The sequence below is a fragment of the Marinobacter iranensis genome (assembly GCF_029207565.1).
Lineage (GTDB): Bacteria > Pseudomonadota > Gammaproteobacteria > Pseudomonadales > Oleiphilaceae > Marinobacter > Marinobacter iranensis.
Genome location: NZ_JANCMW010000006.1, coordinates 40216 through 58697, shown reverse-complemented (window position 1 = coordinate 58697; position 18482 = coordinate 40216). Strand labels below are relative to the sequence as shown.

The following is an 18482-nucleotide window of genomic DNA, read 5'->3' as shown; positions in this document are numbered from 1 at the left end:
TGTGATGATTACGCATTTGCGTGGGCCTCTGGAACAATCATGTCGAAAGTCGCCTCCCCCGAGGACAACCTTCTCATCGCAGCCCTCCCCCAGGAGGCACGGCAACGGCTGGTTCCGAACCTTGAGCTGGTGAACTTCCCGCTCGGCAAGGTTCTGTACGAGTCCGGTGACACCGTGAAACATGTCTACTTCCCCACCGACTGCATCGTCTCCCTGCTCTACATGATGAGCAATGGCGCCTCTGCGGAAATTTCGGTGGTGGGAAAGGAAGGCATTGTCGGAGTCGCCGTGTTCATGGGCGGTGAAAGTACGACGAGCCGGGCGATCGTCCAGAGCGCCGGCACCGCTTTCCGGCTACCGAGGCAACAACTAAAGGACGAGTTTAACCGCCATAGCGAGTTTCTGAACCTTATGCTGAGGTATACCCAGTCCCTGATAACCCAGATGGCTCAGACAGCGGTGTGCAACCGTCACCACAGCATTGACCAACAACTGTGCCGCTGGCTGTTGCTATCGTTGGACCGCCTGCCCAGTGACGAATTGATCATGACCCAGGAACTGATTGCCAATATGCTCGGAGTGCGTCGGGAGGGTGTTACGGAAGCAGCCGGTAAACTGGACCGGCTCGGCGTAATCCAATACAAACGCGGCCACATCCGCGTACTCGACCGCGTCAAACTGGAGCGGCTGAGCTGCGAGTGTTATGCCGTGGTCAAAGAGGAGTGCGACCGACTGCTGCCTACACCCCTGGACTCCGTCTATGTTGGGTAGCGTACAGAACTTGCCAACCGGACAGGCTACTCTCCACACCACGGGTACATCAATCGACCGGCTATCAGTTTCCCGGGCCGCCTGTCCTCAGGGTGAGGTAAGCCGAACCCATGGTGAATGACATGGCTAGTGAAAAGGAGACACTGATGCATAGCCCCCCGCACGCCGATGGTACCTCGCCCTCAGAAACCGGCGTCGCCTGCCCACACTGCACAGCCAGGGCGGTGAGGGATGGGCCTCGCCTGAACCAGCCTCCCACAGGCGGCTTTGTTGATGTCTCTTTTGAGAATATGGCTCAAATCACCCTCGACGCCATAGGTGATGCCGTATTGGTTGTTGATCCGAAGGGAAAGGTCATCTATCTCAACAAAGTGGCCGAAACGATGACCGGCTGGTCCCGCGAAGAAGCGTTCGGGCGTCCGGTCGAGCAGGTGTTTTTTGTTTTTGATGGAGCTACCCGAGAGCGTGCGCCTAGCCCCGCAGAGCGTGCCATCAGCGAGAACCGGACCGTGGAACTCGCCCTGGGCAGCGTGCTGATTTGCCGTGACGGTACCGACATGGCGATTGAGGATTCCGCAGCCCCCATCCATGATCGCCACGGCAAGACCGCCGGTGCCGTGATTGTTTTTCACGATGCCCGTCAATCAGGAACCGTAATTCAGCAAATGAGTCATCATGCCCAACATGACTTTCTTACCGGACTGCCCAATCGGATGCTGCTGGTGGAACGCCTGACCCAGGCCATCGGCATGTCCAGGCGTCGCGGTAAAAAAACAGCACTGCTGTTCTTGGATCTGAATCGCTTCAAGCAGATTAACGATGAGTTTGGTCATGCCACCGGAGATCACTTGCTGCAGTATGTTGCAGAAGAGATTGGTAGTTGTGTGCGTGCCACGGACACGATCTGTCGTTACGGCGGAGACGAGTTCGTAATACTGCTACCTGAAATCGACGAGATACAGGACGCCGCCCAAGTGGCCGAAAAAGTACTATCCCGCTTCACCCGGCCGCACACGGTTAACGGCCAGGAGCTGCAGGTTGCTCTGAGCATTGGCATTGCTGTTCACCCGGAAAACGGGCCTGACGCAGAGACCCTGATGCTTAATGCTGATACCGCCATGTACGCCAGCAAGGAAACCGGGCAAAGCAGTTACCGGTTCTGCCAGGGCACCGGTCAGAAGCCATGCTGGCAGCCTCACGCCTTTGCCACCTTTAACGATAGGTTTCCCCGGCAAACTCAATAAGGCAAAAGCCGTGGCCAAATGGATCAGAGAAGGTTATACATTTCGACCCTCTCCAATTGACGCACTCACTTTCCTGGATGGCGCCGGCCGTTAAGGCGCGATCAGTGGCCTTCACAAGGTCATCTACAACATAATCAATATGCACGGGTGTCCAATGCCTTGAATATCGGCGTGTCTCTGTAGTTGAGCCAGTGGCAGCTGACCCGGTTGCATTGGCCAGAAGGTAGATCACTGAAGAGGCGCCCTTAAGCTCTGCCACGTCGTCATCAATGATGCGGCTGAGCCCCAGCTCCAGAGCGGCGCTGTAGAAGTCGATAGCGGGCGCAAGTTCCGGTACGTCAATGTTTACTATTATTTTCATGTGCTTACCGAAAGTTCGGGCTATACTCAGGCTTTCTTCCTGAGTATCACCTGGTACTGGTTGCGAGCCTTGCTCCGAGTGCAACAAACAGGGCTCCAAGACTCCTGTCCATCCACAGACCGACCCGGGGGTTCTTCTTCAGGAAAGCTCCCAGCCTGGCCCCAACAATAACCAGGGGTGGTTCTATGAACGCCGCAACGACGATGATAAGGCTGCCGTGCAAAAGGAGTTGGGCCCAAGCAGGGCCAGCGCCCGTCACAACGAACTGTGGCAAGAACGCCAGAAAGAATATGGCCACTTTCGGATTCAGAGCAGAAACAAAGACACCCTGCCGATAGATGGACGGTATGCGAATGCTGCCTACTTTCTCACTGGAGACAAATTGATCGCCCGGGGACAGTAGCATCCTGACACCAAGCCATATCAGATATGCAGCGCCAACCCACTTAACAATAGAAAATGCCAGCGCCGATGTGGCCAGTATTGCCGAAAGGCCTACCGCCGCCAAAGCAACATGCAAGGCGGCGCCGGTCCAGATACCGAACATGGCCGCGAACCCATGCTGGCGCCCGCTACGTAGGGTTTGCCCCAATATGAAGGCAATATCAGGCCCTGGAGACAGGTTCAGTAGAACCGCGGCAGACAGGAACGTCACCCAGTGAACCAATGTGTACTCGAACATCCTCACGCCTCCTGCGGGATCAAAGCTAATAAATCCGTTACGCCAATATCCACACCCGCTTGTGAGAGCAGCGTGGAAGCCTGTCCCCGGTGGTGGGTCTGGTGATTGAAGAAGTGGAGCACCAGACTGGAAAGGCGCTTATTGGACGCCACGCCCTTGATGTTGTGATAGCTCAGAATATAACCCAGATCCGCATCATCCAGCCCTGATATCCAATGGATGATTTGTTCATCCAGCCATTGCCGGTGCTCGTGCAAGCGGCCAAAGTCCTCAAACAGAACCTGATCCAGGCTGTCCGGGGCCGGCAGTTCCATAATCGGGCCCAGGGCCTTTGAACTTGCTGGATGAGTGGCGAACCGCTTCAACCAGATCGTGTCGGCAACCACGATGTGGTTCAGCGTGCCGAGGATGGAACCGAAGAAGGCATTCCGGTCCTCGGCAAGAGCTTCCTGACTGAGCTTGCCAACTGCCTCGTAGACGTTATTGTTCATCCACTGGTTGTAGGTCGCCATCAGTTCGAAATGTTGTTTCATGCTCTTCCCTCATCGGAATCCAATAAGTGCAGATCTCATATATCGATTAATCAAACTAGGCAGAGAACCCCGGCAGGTCAATACGTTCTGCGCTGCCAGTGGCTTTACGGTATATGCCTATCTTGCAAAATGCCCGGGAAAGCAGGATAAAGGAGCCTTGAAAATTCCTGTGCCGGCCCCTCGCCACAGGCCTGTTTGAGTTCTGGAAGGCTTAACTATGGGTTCTGGTTTCGCGAGCGTCGACGCATTTCTTCAGGCGCACCCCGAGCTGCAGTTTATTGACCTGCTGATTCCGGATATGAATGGCATTGTTCGCGGCAAGCGGGTAGACCCGTCTACGTTGGCGAAGGTGTTTGAGCGTGGCATTGCCATGCCTGCGTCCATTTTTGCTCTGAACATCCAGGGCACCACCGTGGAAGAGACCGGCCTGGGACTGGACATCGGCGAGGCGGACCGGGTGTGCTTGCCCATCGAGGGCACGCTCACCATGGAGCCCTGGCAGAAGCGACCTACCGGCCAGTTGCTGCTGACCATGTACGAACTGGACCGGGAAACGCCGTTTTTCGCGGACCCGCGCGTGGTATTGCAGAACATCGTCAAGCGCTTCGACGAACTGGGGCTGACCCCGGTTGCGGCCTATGAACTGGAATTCTACCTGATCGACCAGGAGAATCTGGCCGGCCGCCCCCAACCGCCCAAATCACCCATTTCGGGCAAACGCCCGGCAGGCACCCAGGCCTATTCCATTGACGACCTGGATGAGTACGCGGAATTCCTGGCGGATGTGCTGGATGCAGCCCATGAACAGGAATTGCCGGCAGACGCCCTGGTAGCGGAATCCGCCCCCGGCCAGTTCGAGGTGAACCTGCATTACGTGGATGACGCGGTGCAGGCCTGCGACCACGCCACGCTGCTCAAGCGCCTGATCAAGAACATGGCCTACGACCATGAAATGGACACCACCTTCATGGCCAAGCCTTACCACAACCAGGCTGGCAGCGGCATGCACCTGCATGTAAGTATGCTGGACCAGAACGGGCACAACGTATTTGCCGGCAATGCCGAGCAACCCAACGACGTGCTGCGCTGGGCCATTGGTGGGCTGGTGGCCACCATGAATGACGCCATGGCGCTGTTCTGCCCCAACATCAATTCCTACCGCCGGTTCAGCCCGGAATACTACGTGCCCAGCGCGGCCACCTGGGGTGTGGACAACCGCACTGCGTCGTTGCGCCTGCCGGGCGGAGATCCGGACGCGTTGCGTATCGAACATCGCGTAGCCGGTGCCGACGCCAACCCCTACCTGTTGATGGCGGCGGTATTGGCAGGCATTCATTACGGTATTTCCAACAGGATTGAGCCGCCGCCGGTGACCGTCGGCAACGCCCACGAACAGCACGAGGCGACTCTGGTGAACAACCTGCGGGATGCCTTGCGGGAGCTCGGCCAGTCAGCGGTGATGGCGGATTACCTGGGCAGCCAGTTTTTGGATGTGTTTGTTGCCTGCAAGGAACATGAACTGAACGAGTTCGAGCTGACCATCTCGGACCTGGAATATCTCTGGTACCTGCATACGGTTTGATCGCTTCCCAAAACCCGAAAACGGCGGCCCAGGGCGCCGTTATTCGTAGAGCAGGTTACTCAAGTACCAACCAGGTGGCTTTCAGTTCCGTGTACTTGTCGAATGCATGCAGGGACTTGTCCCGGCCGTTGCCGGACTGCTTGAAGCCGCCGAACGGGGCCGTCATGTCGCCACCATCGTAGTGGTTGATCCATACACTGCCGGCCCGCAAAGCCTTGGCCACTTTGTGGGCGGTGTTGATGTTGGAGGTCCACACCGCCGCCGCCAGGCCGTAGATGGAATCGTTGGCAATGGTGATGGCTTCCTCGGCAGTCGTGAAACCAATCACCGACAACACCGGCCCGAAGATTTCCTCCGAAGCTATGCGCATGCCGTTGTTCACCCCGTCAAACACCGTGGGCTGGACGAACAGGCCGCCCGTGTCTTCCAGCACACGCTGGCCACCCTCCACCAGGGTTGCCCCTTCGGACTGGCCGATGCCGATGTACTCAATGATGCGATCAAGCTGGGCCTGATCGACAATGGCGCCGCAGGTTGTGGCCGGATCCAGCGGGTGGCCGGGCCGCCAGGTTTTCAGGGCCTCCCGAATCAGTCCGATGAACTCGGCGCGGATGCTGTCTTCCACCAACAGCCGGCTGCCCGCGGTACAGACTTCGCCCTGGTTAAAGGCGATGGCGCTGGCGGCTTCGGCAGCGGCTTTTTTCAGGTCCGGTGCGTCCGCGAAAATGATGTTGGGGCTCTTACCGCCGGCCTCCAGCCACACCCGTTTCATATTGGACTGGCCAGCGTAGATCATCAGCTGTTTGGCCACGTTGGTGGAGCCGGTGAACACCAGGCAGTCCACATCCATATGCAGGGCCAGGCCCTTGCCCACAGTGTGGCCATAGCCGGGCAGCACGTTGAACACGCCGGCTGGAATGCCGGCTTCTTCCGCCAGGGCCGCCAGCCGAATGGCAGTCAGTGGGGATTTCTCGGAGGGCTTGAGGATCACCGAATTGCCGGTCGCCAAAGCCGGGGCAATCTTCCAGGACGCCATGATCATCGGGAAGTTCCAGGGTACGATGGCGGCGACCACGCCCATGGGCTCCCGGGAAATCATGCCGATCTGGTCATGGGCTGTGGTGGCCAGTTCGCCGTAGACCTTGTCGATGGCCTCGGCGGTCCAGCGAATGGCGCGTGCTGTTGCGGGCACATCCCCGGAGCGTGCGTGCCCAATGGGTTTGCCCATATCCAGGGTTTCGAGCAGGGCCAGTTCATCGCCGTGGTCCTCGATCAGTTCCGCGAAGCGAATCAGAATGGCTTTGCGTTTGGCGGGTGCCAGTCGGCTCCACACGCCACTGTTAAAGGCTTTTCTGGCAGCGTCGACCGCAAGGTCTGCGTCGGCCTGGTCGCAACTGGCAACCTGGGTGAGTTCACGGCCATTCACCGGGCTGATGCAGGGAAAGGTCTGGCCATTAACAGCCCATTGATAAGCGCCATTTACATAGGCGCGGCTTTCAAGGGTGAGCTGGTCAGCCATGGCCTGCCAATCGGCCTGGTTGGTGGGAGTGATGGAACGTTCAGGATGATTCATGGCTGCCTCTCAGGCAAGGAAGTTGGCCAATCATAGCAGCACTTTCGCGGGCAATCGCGGCCTCTGGTATAGGTAGAAGAACGTGTCTTCCCGAACGTCCGGTCCTGGCATAGACTTGCCTCGGCGGGCACTGTTTTCACCCGTTTCCAGATCTCCGTCACCCTGTATGGCGCCACACTATGACCCTGTATCCTCCGGTTCCTTCCCTTTACGCCGCCTCTGCCAATCGGGCGCCGAGACGCCCCGCACTGCAGGGCCGGTGTGAGGCAGACGTGTGCGTGGTGGGTGCCGGTTACACCGGATTATCCACCGCGCTGTTCCTGGCGGAGTCTGGTTTTCGGGTAGTAATACTGGAGGCCGCCACCGTGGGGTGGGGCGCTTCAGGACGTAATGGCGGCCAGATCGTCAACAGCTTCAGCCGTGACCTGGATACTATAGAGCGCCAGACCATGCCAGATCATCTGCGCCTGCTGGCGAACATGGCCTTTGAAGGCAGCCAGATCATCCGCCAGCGGGTACGGGATTACCGCATCCGGTGCGACCTGAAAGAGGGCGGCATATTCGCAGCCCTTAACTCGCGACAGCTCAACCATCTGCAAGCTCAGCAAGCCCTGTGGCGCCGGTTCGGCTATGACAAACTGGAACTGCTGGACCGGGAAGCGATCCGTGCCCGCGTCGGCACCGATCGCTACGTGGGCGGAGCAATCGACCACACCGGCGGACACATCCATCCGCTGAACCTGGCTCTGGGCGAAGCGGCTGCGCTGGAATCCCGGGGCGGGGTGATTCATGAGCATTCGGAAGTCACACAGATTCTTCCCGGCCAGCCGGCAACGGTGAAAACCCGTGACGGCGAGGTCAAAGCCCAGTTCGTGGTGCTGGCCGGTAACGCCTACCTGGGCGGGCTGGTACCGGAGCTGGGCGCCAAGTCCATGCCTTGCGGTTCACAAATCATTGCCACCGAACCGCTGGATGAAGCTACCGCAAAACGGTTGCTGCCTGAAGACAACTGCGTGGAGGACTGCAACTACCTGCTTGATTACTTCCGCCTGTCCGGCGACAAGCGCCTGATCTACGGCGGCGGCGTGGTTTACGGTGCCCGCGACCCGGCCAACATCGAGCGGCTGATTCGCCCCAACATGCTGAAAACCTTCCCGGAACTGGACAACGTGAAGATCGACTATGCCTGGACCGGCAACTTCCTGCTCACCCTGTCACGCCTGCCACAAATGGGCCGGCTGCAGGACAACGTGTTCTATTCCCAGGGCTGTTCCGGTCACGGCGTTACCTTCACCCACGTGGCGGGCAAAGCCCTGGCCCTGGCGATTGAAGGCCAGGCCGAACACTTCGACGCCTTCGCCAGCCTGCCGCATTATCCGTTTCCGGGCGGGCGTGCGTTCAGGGTACCGCTGACGGCGCTGGGGGCCTGGTATTACGGGTTGCGGGATCGGTTGGGGGTGTGAGCGTCAGGGGTTGTCTATTCTGAAATCGTCTTTCAGGTCCTGCCAGTGCGTTCTCAAGGTGTGTTTGTGGGCATCCGCCATTGGAAGGTTTTCTAGCGCTTTCGGCCACAGGGTGCGGGCTTTTCCCATAGTGTCATCCAGGTGGGGCTTGATTGCCCGCCATGGTATCCCGGATTTTTCAGCCCAGGACCGGAAGTGGTTCATCGTAGTAGTGTACCACTGTTTATTTTTGCCCAGGTTGAGCGCGAACGCACTCTCATTCTCGATGTAAACGCGGGTTGTGACGATATCGTAGGCTGGTGAAAGCCTGGGCGTAACCTGGTCAGGGTAGATCAGGCTCCAGTTTTTCAGGTGGGCGTCCCCATTCGCGAGCAGGATATTCACTAACAACCGGCGGGCAAATTGTTGGGCGTCTGCCAGGCCCTCGCCGGAATAGTCGTAGACCACCCTGCCAATCTGCTCATAGTTTGCCGAGTTGTATTTTTCGTGGGGGTATTTCACCAGGATCTGTGCAAAGTCTTCCATATGAATACGCTTGGGTCCGTCCCGGTCAAACCGCTTGATTGCGAATGCCTGCCTCTCCTCCGGTAGATTAATGGGCGGAAGGTTATCGAGCTTGTCCATATCCACCAGCTTGATGTCCGGGATATCGACTCCGACCAGGGATGCCAGGCTCATGGCCGTGTATTCGTTCAGGGGGACATGACTGTGTTTTGTGGACGGTGTTTTGATAATCCAGTCGCCCAGTTCGTCACCCTTTGTCAGGTTGTAGCGACCTTCCTTTTCCTTCATGGAAAATTTCATCTGCACGCCCGCCAGCGAGAACCTGTTTTCGAACTTGGGTTTCTCGAACTTCACAGCTTTGGCCTTGCCGTGGGCGGATAACACGCTGTCTGGCACGTCGCCGGGTTCCATGGGAGTGGCGATCAATGCGCCCGGCAGGTCCTCCCCGAGATAAGAAAACAGGTGAAATTCGTTATCAACATGAACTTTCAAACTCTGTGCAATCAGTTCCCTGAGCGACCCTTCCGGTAAGAGGTTGGATAGCGAGGGGTGAAGTCTTTGGTTGCGGGCCCAGGATTCCGTGAGAAGCTTTTCGGAGTTTGGAAATTGGGGATGAGTGATCAGGCTGAAAGTCGGTCGCTCTGTGTTTCTTCGGAATTCGTCCGCAAAGCTCAAAACATTGCGGCCGTTCCCGAAGCCGGCCAGGTAGCCAACCAGTCGTCCGTGAAGAGTCAATTTAAGTACATTGACGTCCTCGCCTGTTGTCTCGCTCATTCATTGTCCTCCAGCAAACCTCGCCAGGGATCATCCGAGAGCGGCTTTTCTGGTTCGGAGGGTCGGCTATTGTTAGAGGGCTGGTTGGTTGTTGTGCCCGCCAGGACAGCCATGACCGCTTCCAGTTTTTCCTGGGGGACTAGTACTAGCTCGCTCCTCAGCCCCAGGGCAATCAGTTCAAGCGTATCAAGCCTGGGGTTACCCTTGGATTCCAGGCGCTGGTATTGCTGACGGGACATGCCGACACGCATCATCATATCGTGCTGTTTCAGCCCCATGCTCAGCCTACGGTGTTTGATTTGATCTAATATTGAAGCCATACGGAAACGTATAAGTTGCTTAAATGAACAGTAGAAACATATTAGTTTCTTTCTTAGTGTTGAGCAACAAATAAGTTTCTTTTGATTAAGGGCGGGATGAGGGAAAAGAAAAAAGCAACTTATGTATTGCTGTAAATAGACAACTCCCGCTCGTGTCGTTCGGGTTTGGGGTCGTCAATGGAGTCCACGGCTTCAATCTGTGCAATGTAGTCCGCAGGAAGGCGGTTTTCCCGCGCGCCGATAAGCACGTGGTCCTTGTACCAGTGGAAGGGTTTTAGCGAGTTGTTGATACGTGTGGCGTAATACATCCAGGCGTGAAGACTGCCTTTTTCGCTTCTCAACTCCACCTGCTTTTCATCGTAGCCAAATCCCAGAGCCTCATGCCGGTCCAGATCGGGCTTTTCTGCATCGGCAATCTCGTAAACCACACCAATCACCCGGTCCTCCGGATTGCCGGTTTCTTCCGCATCGCATTTGGCGGAGCCGTCCCTGGCGGATTTATGGAAGCGAAGCCGATGAGCGGGGAGCTCTGCCACGGCCACGACCCGGGCGGAGGGGACCCGGGCCTGAAGCCTTCGTTGCGACATGTTGGATCCGTAGCAGAAGCAGAGCATGGAGTGTCCTTGTTGGCTATTACACCGAGCTTACCAGTGACGAGGACGTCAATGCAGGTGCGGCCTTTATGAATGAATCCTGCAACTGCACCACCAGCTCATCCACCCTCCGCTCAGCCTCCTTAACCGAAGCCTTCAGCAGCTCACCGCCGTCCTCCTGATGCTCGACAGCAATGCTGTGCACGTTGGTAATGCCGATAAATTCAAGCACGGTGGTGATGGCGGGCTCGAGATGATTCATATGCGCCATCTCGCCACCGGGGTCGAATCCGCCCACACCGCGTGACGAGAGAATAACGGCATGCCTGGGGCGATCGGCGAGTAGCGGTATAAAGGGGGACTCGGGCTCAGACGGGACATAGTCCACGGTCCTGTGCATACGAACCACCTGGTCAACCCATGCTTTCAGTGCTGCCGGCATGCCGAAGTTGTACAGCGGCGCACCAATAACCAGGATGTCTGCTGGTATGAGTTCGTCAATCAGTTGGTCGCTCTCTGCTAGCGTTTCATCCATCCAGGGTTCGTGCTGCTCCGGTGAGGCAAAGGCTGCCTGTATCCAGCGCTGATCAATGAAGGAAGGTGGCGTGCCACCGATATCGCGATAGGTCACGGTATCCCCGGTGCGTTGGGCCTGCCACCGGGAAACAAATCGGTGGGTCAGGCTGCGGCTGTGGGAACCGTGCTCATGGGTGCCGGCGCGGCCAGGGCGGGCGGAGGCGTCGAGTTGCAGGATATGAGTCATGTGAGTCTCCATTCGGTTGTAAGAAAAATTCATCTGTTGTTGACAGTGAATTAAGCCTAAAACCATACTTAAAGGGCCACAAACGATGATTTTTCGCACATATAGATGAGGCAAATTCATCCATGAGTCCTCGCCGCCTGCCTTCGCTATCCGCCCTGCGAGCCTTCGAAGCCGCCGCTCGCCATGAGAGTGCCAAGCAGGCTGCCCAGGAGCTGTCGGTGACCGCTACGGCCATCAGTCATCAGATTCGCGGGCTTGAGGAAGCGCTGGGGGTGGCCCTGTTCGTTCGCAAACCCCGGCAGTTGGTGTTGACGCCCCAGGGGCGGGAGTTGCAGGAGGTTCTGGGTTCGGCTTTCGACAACATTGGCAATGCCATCGAGCGCCTGAAGGCAGTGCCCTCGCGGCAGGCCGTCACCCTGTCGACCACGCCGGCCGTGGCCGTGCGCTGGCTGCTGTCCTGGGTGTGCATGTTGCGGGACACCCATCCGGATATCGATCTGCGTATCCACGCCTCGCACGAAGCGGTGGCGCTGGATGGGGTGACAGCGGACCTTGCCATTCGCTACGGGGATGGCCATTGGCCGGGCCTGGTCGCTGAAAAGCTGTTTGATAACATCTTTATACCGGCGTGCAGTCCCCACCTGGGGCTGACAAGGGTGGAGGATTTGCCAGACCATCCACTGATTCACTTTCGACCACAGCAGGTGTCGATATCACCCCTGGATTGGGCCGGTTGGCAGAAGCAGGTGGGAGTGCCGGGGCTGGATGCCAGTGCCGGGCTGGTGTTTTCAGACGAGACCCACGCTATTTCCGCGGCGGTGGGTGGCCAGGGTGTGGCGTTGATGAGTCGGCAACTGATAGAGGATGAGTTGGCCGAAGGGCGCCTGGTGCAGCCCTTCGGCCCGGAACTCGAGGGTAAGCCGTTCTACCTGGTGTATCCGGAAAGCCGCCGGCAGGACCCGACGATACAGGCCATCCGCGATTGGGTGCTGAATGTACCCGGCGGGTTGTGCCCGGTATCGCCGGCTGCCGCTGGCTGAACCTCAGGCCTCGACCGCTTTCATCGTTTCAGCCAAAGCATCATCCAGTTCATTGGCGCGCTTGGCGGCTGGCCGGCTCTCCGTGCGTTGGATGTAATCCTGGAACACCCTGTTTGGCGGAATGTTCTTCTGCATGGTTTCCCACCATAGGTAACTGCTGACCAGCACATCCGCTGCGGTAAATGTATCACCGCAAATGTAGGGGCTCTTGCCCAGCACTCTCTCCAATGTATTGATGCTGTCTTCCACACGGCCACAGCCGACGGCCTGTACGTTACTGCTATCAATTTTCCAGCCATACGCCAGCGCACTGGTGGCCATCTCGAAGGGGCCCGCCATGAAGAACAGCCAGCGGTAGTAGGCGCCGCGTTCCGGGGATTGTGAAGGTGGCGCCAGCTTCTTGTCCGGAAACTGGTCCGCCAGGTAGGCGCAGATAGCCGCCACTTCAGTGACAACGGTGTTGCCGTGCTTGATGGCAGGCACCTTGCCCATGGGGTTAATAGCCAGGTATTCCGGAGTTTTCATATCCGCGCCGAATTCCATCGTCTCCACTGTATAGGGAATGCCGACTTCTTCCAGCATCCAGCGTACAACCCGCCCGCGGGACATAGGGTGAGTGTAAAACGTGAGTTCTGACATGTTGCTCTCCTTTTCAAGCCAGTTTTCGAAGGGTGTGGGTTACTGCGAAATCAGATTAATCTGGAAATAGGTGAATATCTGTCCTAGATAAATGGGACCATGCATTTATTAATGCAAATTGCCGAAAAAGCTGGCAGAAGGAAGGTGACAATGTCTGGTCCCACTACCCGTGTGTTGACCGTGCTGGAATTATTGCAGGCTCACGGCCAGATCGGCGGCGCAGAACTGGCGGAACGGCTGAGTGTCGACCGGCGGACGATTCGGCGCTACATCACAGTACTTGAAGACCTGGGTATCCCGGTGATGACGGAGCAGGGGCGTTACGGCGGTTACCGGTTGGTAGCAGGCTTCAAGTTGCCACCGATGATGTTCACTGAAGAAGAAACCCTGGCGGTGTCTTTGGGGTTGTTGGCCGCCCGGCAACTGGGGCTGACGGATGCGGCGCCGGCCATTGCCAGCGTGCAGGCGAAACTGGAACGGGTGATGCCGGCCAACCTGAAAAAGCGGGTTCGTGGTGTCAGCGATACCACCCGGGTCATCCTGCCCCGGGGCGAACCCAGCCTGGACGACCGCGCCCTGCAAACCCTGACCATTGCCACGGAAGCGATGCGTGCGGTGGGGTTTACCTACCACTCCCCGGAGCATGGCGGCATCGACCGCAGCGCTGATCCCTACGGGCTGGTGTTCCGCCAGGGGCGTTGGTATCTCACCGGCTTCTGCCACCTCCGGCAGGCCATGCGCTCGTTCCGGCTGGACCGCATCAGCAATGTCCACCTTCTGGACAGCACCTTCCAGCGGCCACCGGATTTCGATGCGGCGGATTTCCTGAGCGAGAGCTTCCTGTCCTGGGGCCGAACCCATGAGGTGTCGGTGTTGCTGCATACGGACCGTGAGTCCGCCGCAGCGGTGTTTGATTTCCATTCATCCTGTGCGGACGGATTCGAACAGCGTGATGACGGCCTGCTGCTGACCACACAAACCGACAGTTTCGAGTGGTTTGCCTGGTGGCTGGCGCAGCTTCCGTTCCGGTTTACCATCCTCAAGCCGGATGCCCTGAAGGATGCGTTGCGGGAGCATGCCACAAGGCTTCTAGAGTGTTGTGAGTAGCCGCCGGAGTTACCCCACAAACATCCTCTTCGCCAGCGGTAACCCCTTCAGACCACTGACCGCCACGGTGGCCAGTAACCCACCGATCATCGCCCCGGCTACGCCGCAGGTCATCACATCCTGGCCGGTCAGGTACAGGCCGGGAATGCGGGTTTTGGGCTTCAGCCAGTCCTGCTCGAAACGGCTCGGGGTGTGGTTCAGGCCGTAGATCTCGCCTTTGCTGTAGCGGCAGAAATAATCGGTGGACAGGGGCGTGGACAGCTCGTAGTAATCCACTTTGCCTTCCAGGTGCGGGAACTTCTCGTACAGCTTGGCCAGCAGCCGCTGGGCATAGGCTTCCTTCTTGGCTTCGTAGTCCTCACCGCGTTTGCCCCAGGTTTTGTCGGCCCAGTCCTGGTACCAGTCGTAAGGCCCGGGGGCGACGATCTCGATGGTGGCGCGACCGGGGTAGCGCTCGGCAAAGCTCGGGTCCTTGGCGGAGGGGAAGGAGATGTACGTCAGTGGAATGTCGTGCTCATCCGGCGCGGCCACGAAGTCGCTGACCTGCTTCTCGTAGTTGGTGCCCGGGTATATCCAGTAGTTGGTCTTCGGCAGCTTCAGGTTCTCGGCGGTATCTTCCAGGCCGATGTACAGGCAGTTGCTGGCCATGGAACGTTCCACGGCTTTCAGCTTTTGCTGGTAATAGTTCCGGTGGGGCGCCGTTTCCGGCAGCAGTTTGTCGAAGGTGTTGAAAACGCCGGCGTTGCTGATCACCAGCGGGGCGCGGACTTCCTCACCGTCCGCCATGCGAACGCCCACGGCTTTGCCTTTCTCTATCAGGATTTCCGTCACATCGGCGTAGGTGAACACCTCTCCGCCACCCTGCTGGATAACCGGAATAATGGTCTTGGCCATTTCCGAGGCACCGCCGATGGGATAATAGCCGCCGTAAAGATAATGGCGGGCGATCAGGGCGTGGATGATAAAGCTGGATTCCGCAGGCGGCAGGCCGTTATCGCCCCACTGCCCGGTGAGCACGGCGATCAGTTTCTGGTTGTTGGTCAGGCCTTCCAATACCTCGCGGGTGGGTCGGTTCAGGAAGGATGGCGCAGTGCGGTCCACGAGCTTGCGCAGGGGGCCAGCCGCCAGGTCAGGCAGCACCTTGCCGATCACCAGCCCCGGCATGGCTTTGGCGACTTTCTTCAGGTACTCCAGGTAGGTGTCGATGGCCTGCTCCTCACCGGGAAACGCCTTCTTCAGCTCGGCCTTGAACGCATCCGGGCCGGCTACCAGGTCTACATGGCGGTTACCGATAAAAATGCGATCAAAGTGGCTATCCATGGGAGCCCACTTCAACTGGCCATCGGTAATGTGATCAAACAGACGCTTCGTCAGAGTGTGGTCCGCGCCCACGTCACCGATGTAATGCACGCCCACGTCCCATTCGTAGCCATTGCGGTCGTAGCTGTGGGTGAAGCCGCCGGCGGTGTAATGCTGTTCGAACACCGCCACTTTCTTGCCCAGTTTGCTCATGCAGGCAGCCGTGGTGAGCCCACCAATGCCGGAGCCAATCACGATGGCGTCGTAGGGCCCATCCAGGCGATTTGCACGGTACCGACGTCCGACACGAATGGTGCTTGGTTTGGGGCTGCTCATGATGCGGTGTCCTTGTGAGGTTGTTCGTCTTCGGCAACTGAGCCATCCAGCAGTAGCGTGACAACGCCTTCCGCCAGATGAGGTTCCGCCTTGGCCGACGGCAGGTGCCCGTCGATGGTCAGTTGCGACAGCCCATGCACCAGCGACCAGGCGGCGGCTGTCATCAACGCAAGCGGCATGGGTTTGACATAACCGGCCTGCTGGGCCCGCGCAATGGTGTCTTCCAGTACCTGGAACGCAGCTTTACCGGCCGTGTCCAGACGGGGATGGACGCCTCTGGGCAGCACCCGCCCGCCAAACATCAGCCGGTACAGGTTGGGTTCGTCCTGAGCAAAAGATACGTACACCAGGCCGATATCAATCAATGCCCGCCGGGGTTTGCTTTGGTCCACAGCCAGCAGCCGTTCCCGCAGGGCCTCGAACCCGGTTACGGCCAGCTCCGCGAGTAGACTTTCCCGGTCAATGAAATGGCGGTACAGGGCCGGCGCACTGACACCGATCTGCTTCGCCAGGGCCCGCAGGCTGATGGCGGCATCGCCATGTTCCCGCAGGATTTCCAGCGCTAGCTGATGGGCCTGCTGGGGCAGGTCGCCGTGGTGGTAATTGGTTTTGAGAGGGGTTGGGCTGTCAGGCATAAGTTATCACCGGTAACATTGTTACCGGTGATAACATCATGGAGTGAAGGCGATTGTCAACTGAATTCTGCGGCTGCCTGTTCACTCATTATCTTCTTTTTCTTCATCAGCCGGCCGCGGCTTTTTGCTGGAGAAATCGGCGCTGGCAAACACCTCTGAGAGGATCGACTGCTCGATGTAACTGCGCCGCCCGGATTTGGCGGGCAGCCGCACGGTGAGGTGGATTTCGTTGGCCACCGGCGCCTGGATGGTCACCCGTGGATCGACAGAGGGCACTTCCAGGCCCCGCAGAACGCCCACCTTGTTCATGTGTTTGCGGACCTGCTCAAGATAGGGCTCACAATGACGATTGGCGGCCTCAAGCAGGGCTTTCTGGGCGGCCTGCCAATCGTCCTCCCGTTTAAAGGGCACGGTGAACACATGGAAGTCCCAGTGGTCGGTAAAGCTCTCGTTGATGACCGGTTCGGCCACGAACAGCGCGTTGGGTATCACAATCATCCGCCCCGTGCGCTGGTGTCCCGTTTTGCCCGGGCCAACCTCGAGGATGGTGGTGGCCAGGAGGGTCTGGTCGATGACATCGCCGCGGAAATCCTTCACCTGAATGCGGTCTCCCAAGTTGAAGGAGCCGGCACCGCTCTTCAGGATCGAGCCGGAAACACAGAGGATCAATTCCTTGGTCGCGACCACAAAGGCGACAGCGATCGCGACGATAGACAGTGCCAGTGAGCGAATCTGGTCTCCCCAGATCAACGCCAGGCCAAGGATCCCCAATAGCAGGAAGCCGTTGCGGGAGTTCACCAGCAACCGGCCCCGCAATTCGGATGACGCAATGTTTCGCCGTATAAAGCGGGCGGTGAGCGTCCGCAGGATAACGATGGCGAGCACCAGCAACACGGTGCTGACCACCAGCCTCAACATGGAGTCCGGCAACGAAAAATTTTCAGGCACCCAGGCCAAACTCTCAAGCATGCTTCAGTCCGATGATTTTTACGCGTAATTGCTCATTGTCGGGGTAAAGCGTCGAAAACAAAAGAGTCCATCGACAACACGCCATGTTCAATGCCCCCCTCAATGACCGAAGCACGGGCTTTGGGGGCACTGGCGCCGAGGGCGACCAGCAGGGGCAGAAAATGTTCCGTGGTTGGATGGGCACGCTGGGCGTGGGGCGCCAGGGTCAAGGCATTTATTAATTGCTGGTGATCTCCTTCCAGAACCGCGTTCCGAATCCACTGGCTAAAGGCCTTGGCGTACTCTGCCCCGTTACTGTCTTTCCAGCGTACCTCGTACAGATTGTGGGTGAGGCTGCCCGAACCGACAATCAGTACCCCTTCCTGTTGCAGCGGTGCCAATACCTGGCCCAAATGCCACGCAGAGTTGCTGTCGAGATGGACTGGCAGGGAGACCTGGAATACGGGCACCGAGGCGTCGGGGTATAGATACATCAACGGTACCCAGGCACCATGGTCCAGACCACGACTGGCATCCGCCGTCGGCTTCCACCCTGCGGTGTCCAGCAGGGAAAGAGCCTTCCTCGCTAATGCCGGATGTCCTTTCGCGGGATACGTCAGTTGATAGAGCTCTGGATCAAATCCCCGGAAATCATGGATGGTGGCCGGCGTTTCCGCCAGGCCCACCTGTACCTCGGGCGTCATCCAGTGAGGCGATACCACCAGCACCGCGGTCGGCCGGGGAAAGTCCTGCCCCAGCCGGGTGAGAGCCGGGCCCGCCAGGCCCGGCTCCAGCGCAAAGGTGGGGGCGCCGTGGGATACAAACAGGCTGGTCATGGCGCGTGCTCCTTTCCGTCAAATCAAACGGCTTGTTCAGCGGGCTGTTACCAGCCGATCCACTGAGGCACGACCGGCACCACTGAACAACAGGGAGACGGAAGCGGCCAGCAGGGCCAGGCCAAACTCGTAGCCGTTGTTGCTCATGAACAGGCCATTCTGGAAGTGCACGCTGAAGATGGCAATCAACATGGCGAACGCCAGTGCCGCACTGGCCGGACGAACCAGCAGGCCGATGATCAGCGCCAGGCCGCCGAAGAACTCTGTACCGCCGGCCATCAGGGCCATCAGGTAACCGGGGCTCAGGCCGATGGAATCCATCCATTGTCCGGTGCCTTCAAGGCCGTAGCCACCAAACCAGCCAAACAGTTTCTGGGCGCCATGGACGGCGAAGATAATGCCGACCGGAATACGCAGGGCAAGGGCGCCCCAGCCAGCGTTGGTGTCGAGCAGTTTGTTGATGAATGTGTTGTTCATGA

General features: G+C 58.4%; 20 protein-coding genes. 6 read left to right on the top strand and 14 right to left on the bottom strand.

Annotated features, from left to right (window positions below; genetic code table 11):
- The first annotated feature begins 39 nt into the window (after positions 1–39).
- Entirely contained in the window at positions 40–771 is a 732-nt protein-coding gene (locus NLU14_RS11035) for a Crp/Fnr family transcriptional regulator (RefSeq protein ID WP_275706388.1), read from the top strand.
- A 146-nt stretch (positions 772–917) separates the two neighbouring features.
- Positions 918–2015 carry a diguanylate cyclase domain-containing protein gene (locus NLU14_RS11030; protein ID WP_275706386.1) on the top strand — a complete coding sequence of 366 codons (1098 nt, stop codon included), beginning with the start codon at positions 918–920 and terminating at the stop codon, positions 2013–2015.
- Here the strand turns inward: NLU14_RS11030 and NLU14_RS11025 are convergent.
- The 3 genes from NLU14_RS11025 to NLU14_RS11015 are packed head-to-tail and all read right to left on the bottom strand — an operon-like array spanning position 1984 to position 3591.
- Positions 1984–2376, bottom strand: a complete 393-nt coding sequence (locus NLU14_RS11025) for a VOC family protein (RefSeq protein WP_275706384.1) — start codon at positions 2374–2376, stop codon at positions 1984–1986. The two genes, NLU14_RS11030 and NLU14_RS11025, sit on opposite strands and share 32 nt — an antisense overlap.
- 46 nt (positions 2377–2422) lie before the next feature.
- A complete protein-coding gene (locus NLU14_RS11020) occupies positions 2423–3058 on the bottom strand; it encodes a LysE family translocator (protein WP_275706383.1) in 636 nt (211 codons plus the stop codon).
- 2 nt (positions 3059–3060) lie between these two features.
- On the bottom strand, positions 3061–3591 hold the full coding sequence (locus tag NLU14_RS11015; RefSeq protein ID WP_275706381.1) for a DinB family protein: 531 nt from the start codon (positions 3589–3591) through the stop codon (positions 3061–3063).
- A gap of 217 nt (positions 3592–3808) precedes the next feature.
- Between NLU14_RS11015 and NLU14_RS11010 the strand changes: the two genes are divergently transcribed.
- Positions 3809–5173: a glutamine synthetase family protein gene (locus NLU14_RS11010; protein ID WP_275706379.1), complete on the top strand. Its 1365-nt coding sequence runs from the start codon at positions 3809–3811 to the stop codon at positions 5171–5173.
- Positions 5174–5228: 55 nt separating this feature from the next.
- Here NLU14_RS11010 and NLU14_RS11005 read toward each other — a convergent pair whose 3' ends face one another.
- The gene (locus NLU14_RS11005; protein ID WP_420845060.1) at positions 5229–6692 is read right to left on the bottom strand and encodes an aldehyde dehydrogenase; all 1464 of its coding nucleotides are present in this window, start codon (positions 6690–6692) and stop codon (positions 5229–5231) included.
- A gap of 233 nt (positions 6693–6925) precedes the next feature.
- On the opposite strand from NLU14_RS11005, the gene NLU14_RS11000 reads away from it, so the two are divergent.
- Positions 6926–8209: an NAD(P)/FAD-dependent oxidoreductase gene (locus NLU14_RS11000; protein WP_275706375.1), complete on the top strand. Its 1284-nt coding sequence runs from the start codon at positions 6926–6928 to the stop codon at positions 8207–8209.
- A gap of 3 nt (positions 8210–8212) precedes the next feature.
- Here the strand turns inward: NLU14_RS11000 and NLU14_RS10995 are convergent, their stop codons facing one another.
- The 4 genes from NLU14_RS10995 to NLU14_RS10980 form a co-directional block, all read right to left on the bottom strand.
- Positions 8213–9487: a type II toxin-antitoxin system HipA family toxin gene (locus NLU14_RS10995; protein ID WP_275706372.1), complete on the bottom strand. Its 1275-nt coding sequence runs from the start codon at positions 9485–9487 to the stop codon at positions 8213–8215.
- Positions 9484–9807, bottom strand: a complete 324-nt coding sequence (locus NLU14_RS10990) for a helix-turn-helix domain-containing protein (RefSeq protein ID WP_275706370.1) — start codon at positions 9805–9807, stop codon at positions 9484–9486. The genes NLU14_RS10995 and NLU14_RS10990 overlap by 4 nt, the downstream gene beginning before the upstream one ends.
- Positions 9808–9926: 119 nt before the next feature.
- Complete coding sequence (locus NLU14_RS10985) at positions 9927–10421, bottom strand: gamma-glutamylcyclotransferase family protein (protein ID WP_275706368.1); 495 nt, start codon at positions 10419–10421, stop codon at positions 9927–9929.
- A gap of 19 nt (positions 10422–10440) precedes the next feature.
- Positions 10441–11163, bottom strand: coding sequence for an FMN-dependent NADH-azoreductase (locus NLU14_RS10980; protein ID WP_275706366.1), 723 nt, complete (start codon positions 11161–11163; stop codon positions 10441–10443).
- Positions 11164–11285: 122 nt separating this feature from the next.
- Between NLU14_RS10980 and NLU14_RS10975 the strand changes: the two genes are divergently transcribed.
- A complete protein-coding gene (locus NLU14_RS10975) occupies positions 11286–12203 on the top strand; it encodes a LysR substrate-binding domain-containing protein (RefSeq protein ID WP_275706364.1) in 918 nt (305 codons plus the stop codon).
- Positions 12204–12206: 3 nt separating this feature from the next.
- Here the strand turns inward: NLU14_RS10975 and NLU14_RS10970 are convergent, their stop codons facing one another.
- Entirely contained in the window at positions 12207–12842 is a 636-nt protein-coding gene (locus NLU14_RS10970) for a glutathione S-transferase family protein (protein WP_275706362.1), read from the bottom strand.
- A 150-nt stretch (positions 12843–12992) separates the two neighbouring features.
- On the opposite strand from NLU14_RS10970, the gene NLU14_RS10965 reads away from it, so the two are divergent.
- Complete coding sequence (locus tag NLU14_RS10965; RefSeq protein WP_275706360.1) at positions 12993–13949, top strand: helix-turn-helix transcriptional regulator; 957 nt, start codon at positions 12993–12995, stop codon at positions 13947–13949.
- Positions 13950–13958: 9 nt separating this feature from the next.
- Here NLU14_RS10965 and NLU14_RS10960 read toward each other — a convergent pair whose 3' ends face one another.
- From NLU14_RS10960 to NLU14_RS10940, 5 genes are all read right to left on the bottom strand, one after another.
- Positions 13959–15584 (bottom strand): phytoene desaturase family protein, encoded by a 1626-nt coding sequence (locus tag NLU14_RS10960; protein WP_275706358.1) that lies wholly within the window; start codon positions 15582–15584, stop codon positions 13959–13961.
- On the bottom strand, positions 15581–16219 hold the full coding sequence (locus NLU14_RS10955; protein WP_275706356.1) for a TetR/AcrR family transcriptional regulator: 639 nt from the start codon (positions 16217–16219) through the stop codon (positions 15581–15583). Before NLU14_RS10955 ends, NLU14_RS10960 begins: the two co-directional genes overlap by 4 nt.
- Before the next feature lie 81 nt (positions 16220–16300).
- Positions 16301–17188 (bottom strand): mechanosensitive ion channel domain-containing protein, encoded by an 888-nt coding sequence (locus NLU14_RS10950; protein WP_275706354.1) that lies wholly within the window; start codon positions 17186–17188, stop codon positions 16301–16303.
- 32 nt (positions 17189–17220) lie between these two features.
- A complete protein-coding gene (locus NLU14_RS10945) occupies positions 17221–18003 on the bottom strand; it encodes a dioxygenase family protein (protein ID WP_275706352.1) in 783 nt (260 codons plus the stop codon).
- A 36-nt stretch (positions 18004–18039) separates the two neighbouring features.
- Complete coding sequence (locus NLU14_RS10940; protein ID WP_275706350.1) at positions 18040–18480, bottom strand: DoxX family protein; 441 nt, start codon at positions 18478–18480, stop codon at positions 18040–18042.
- Positions 18481–18482 lie beyond the last annotated feature (2 nt).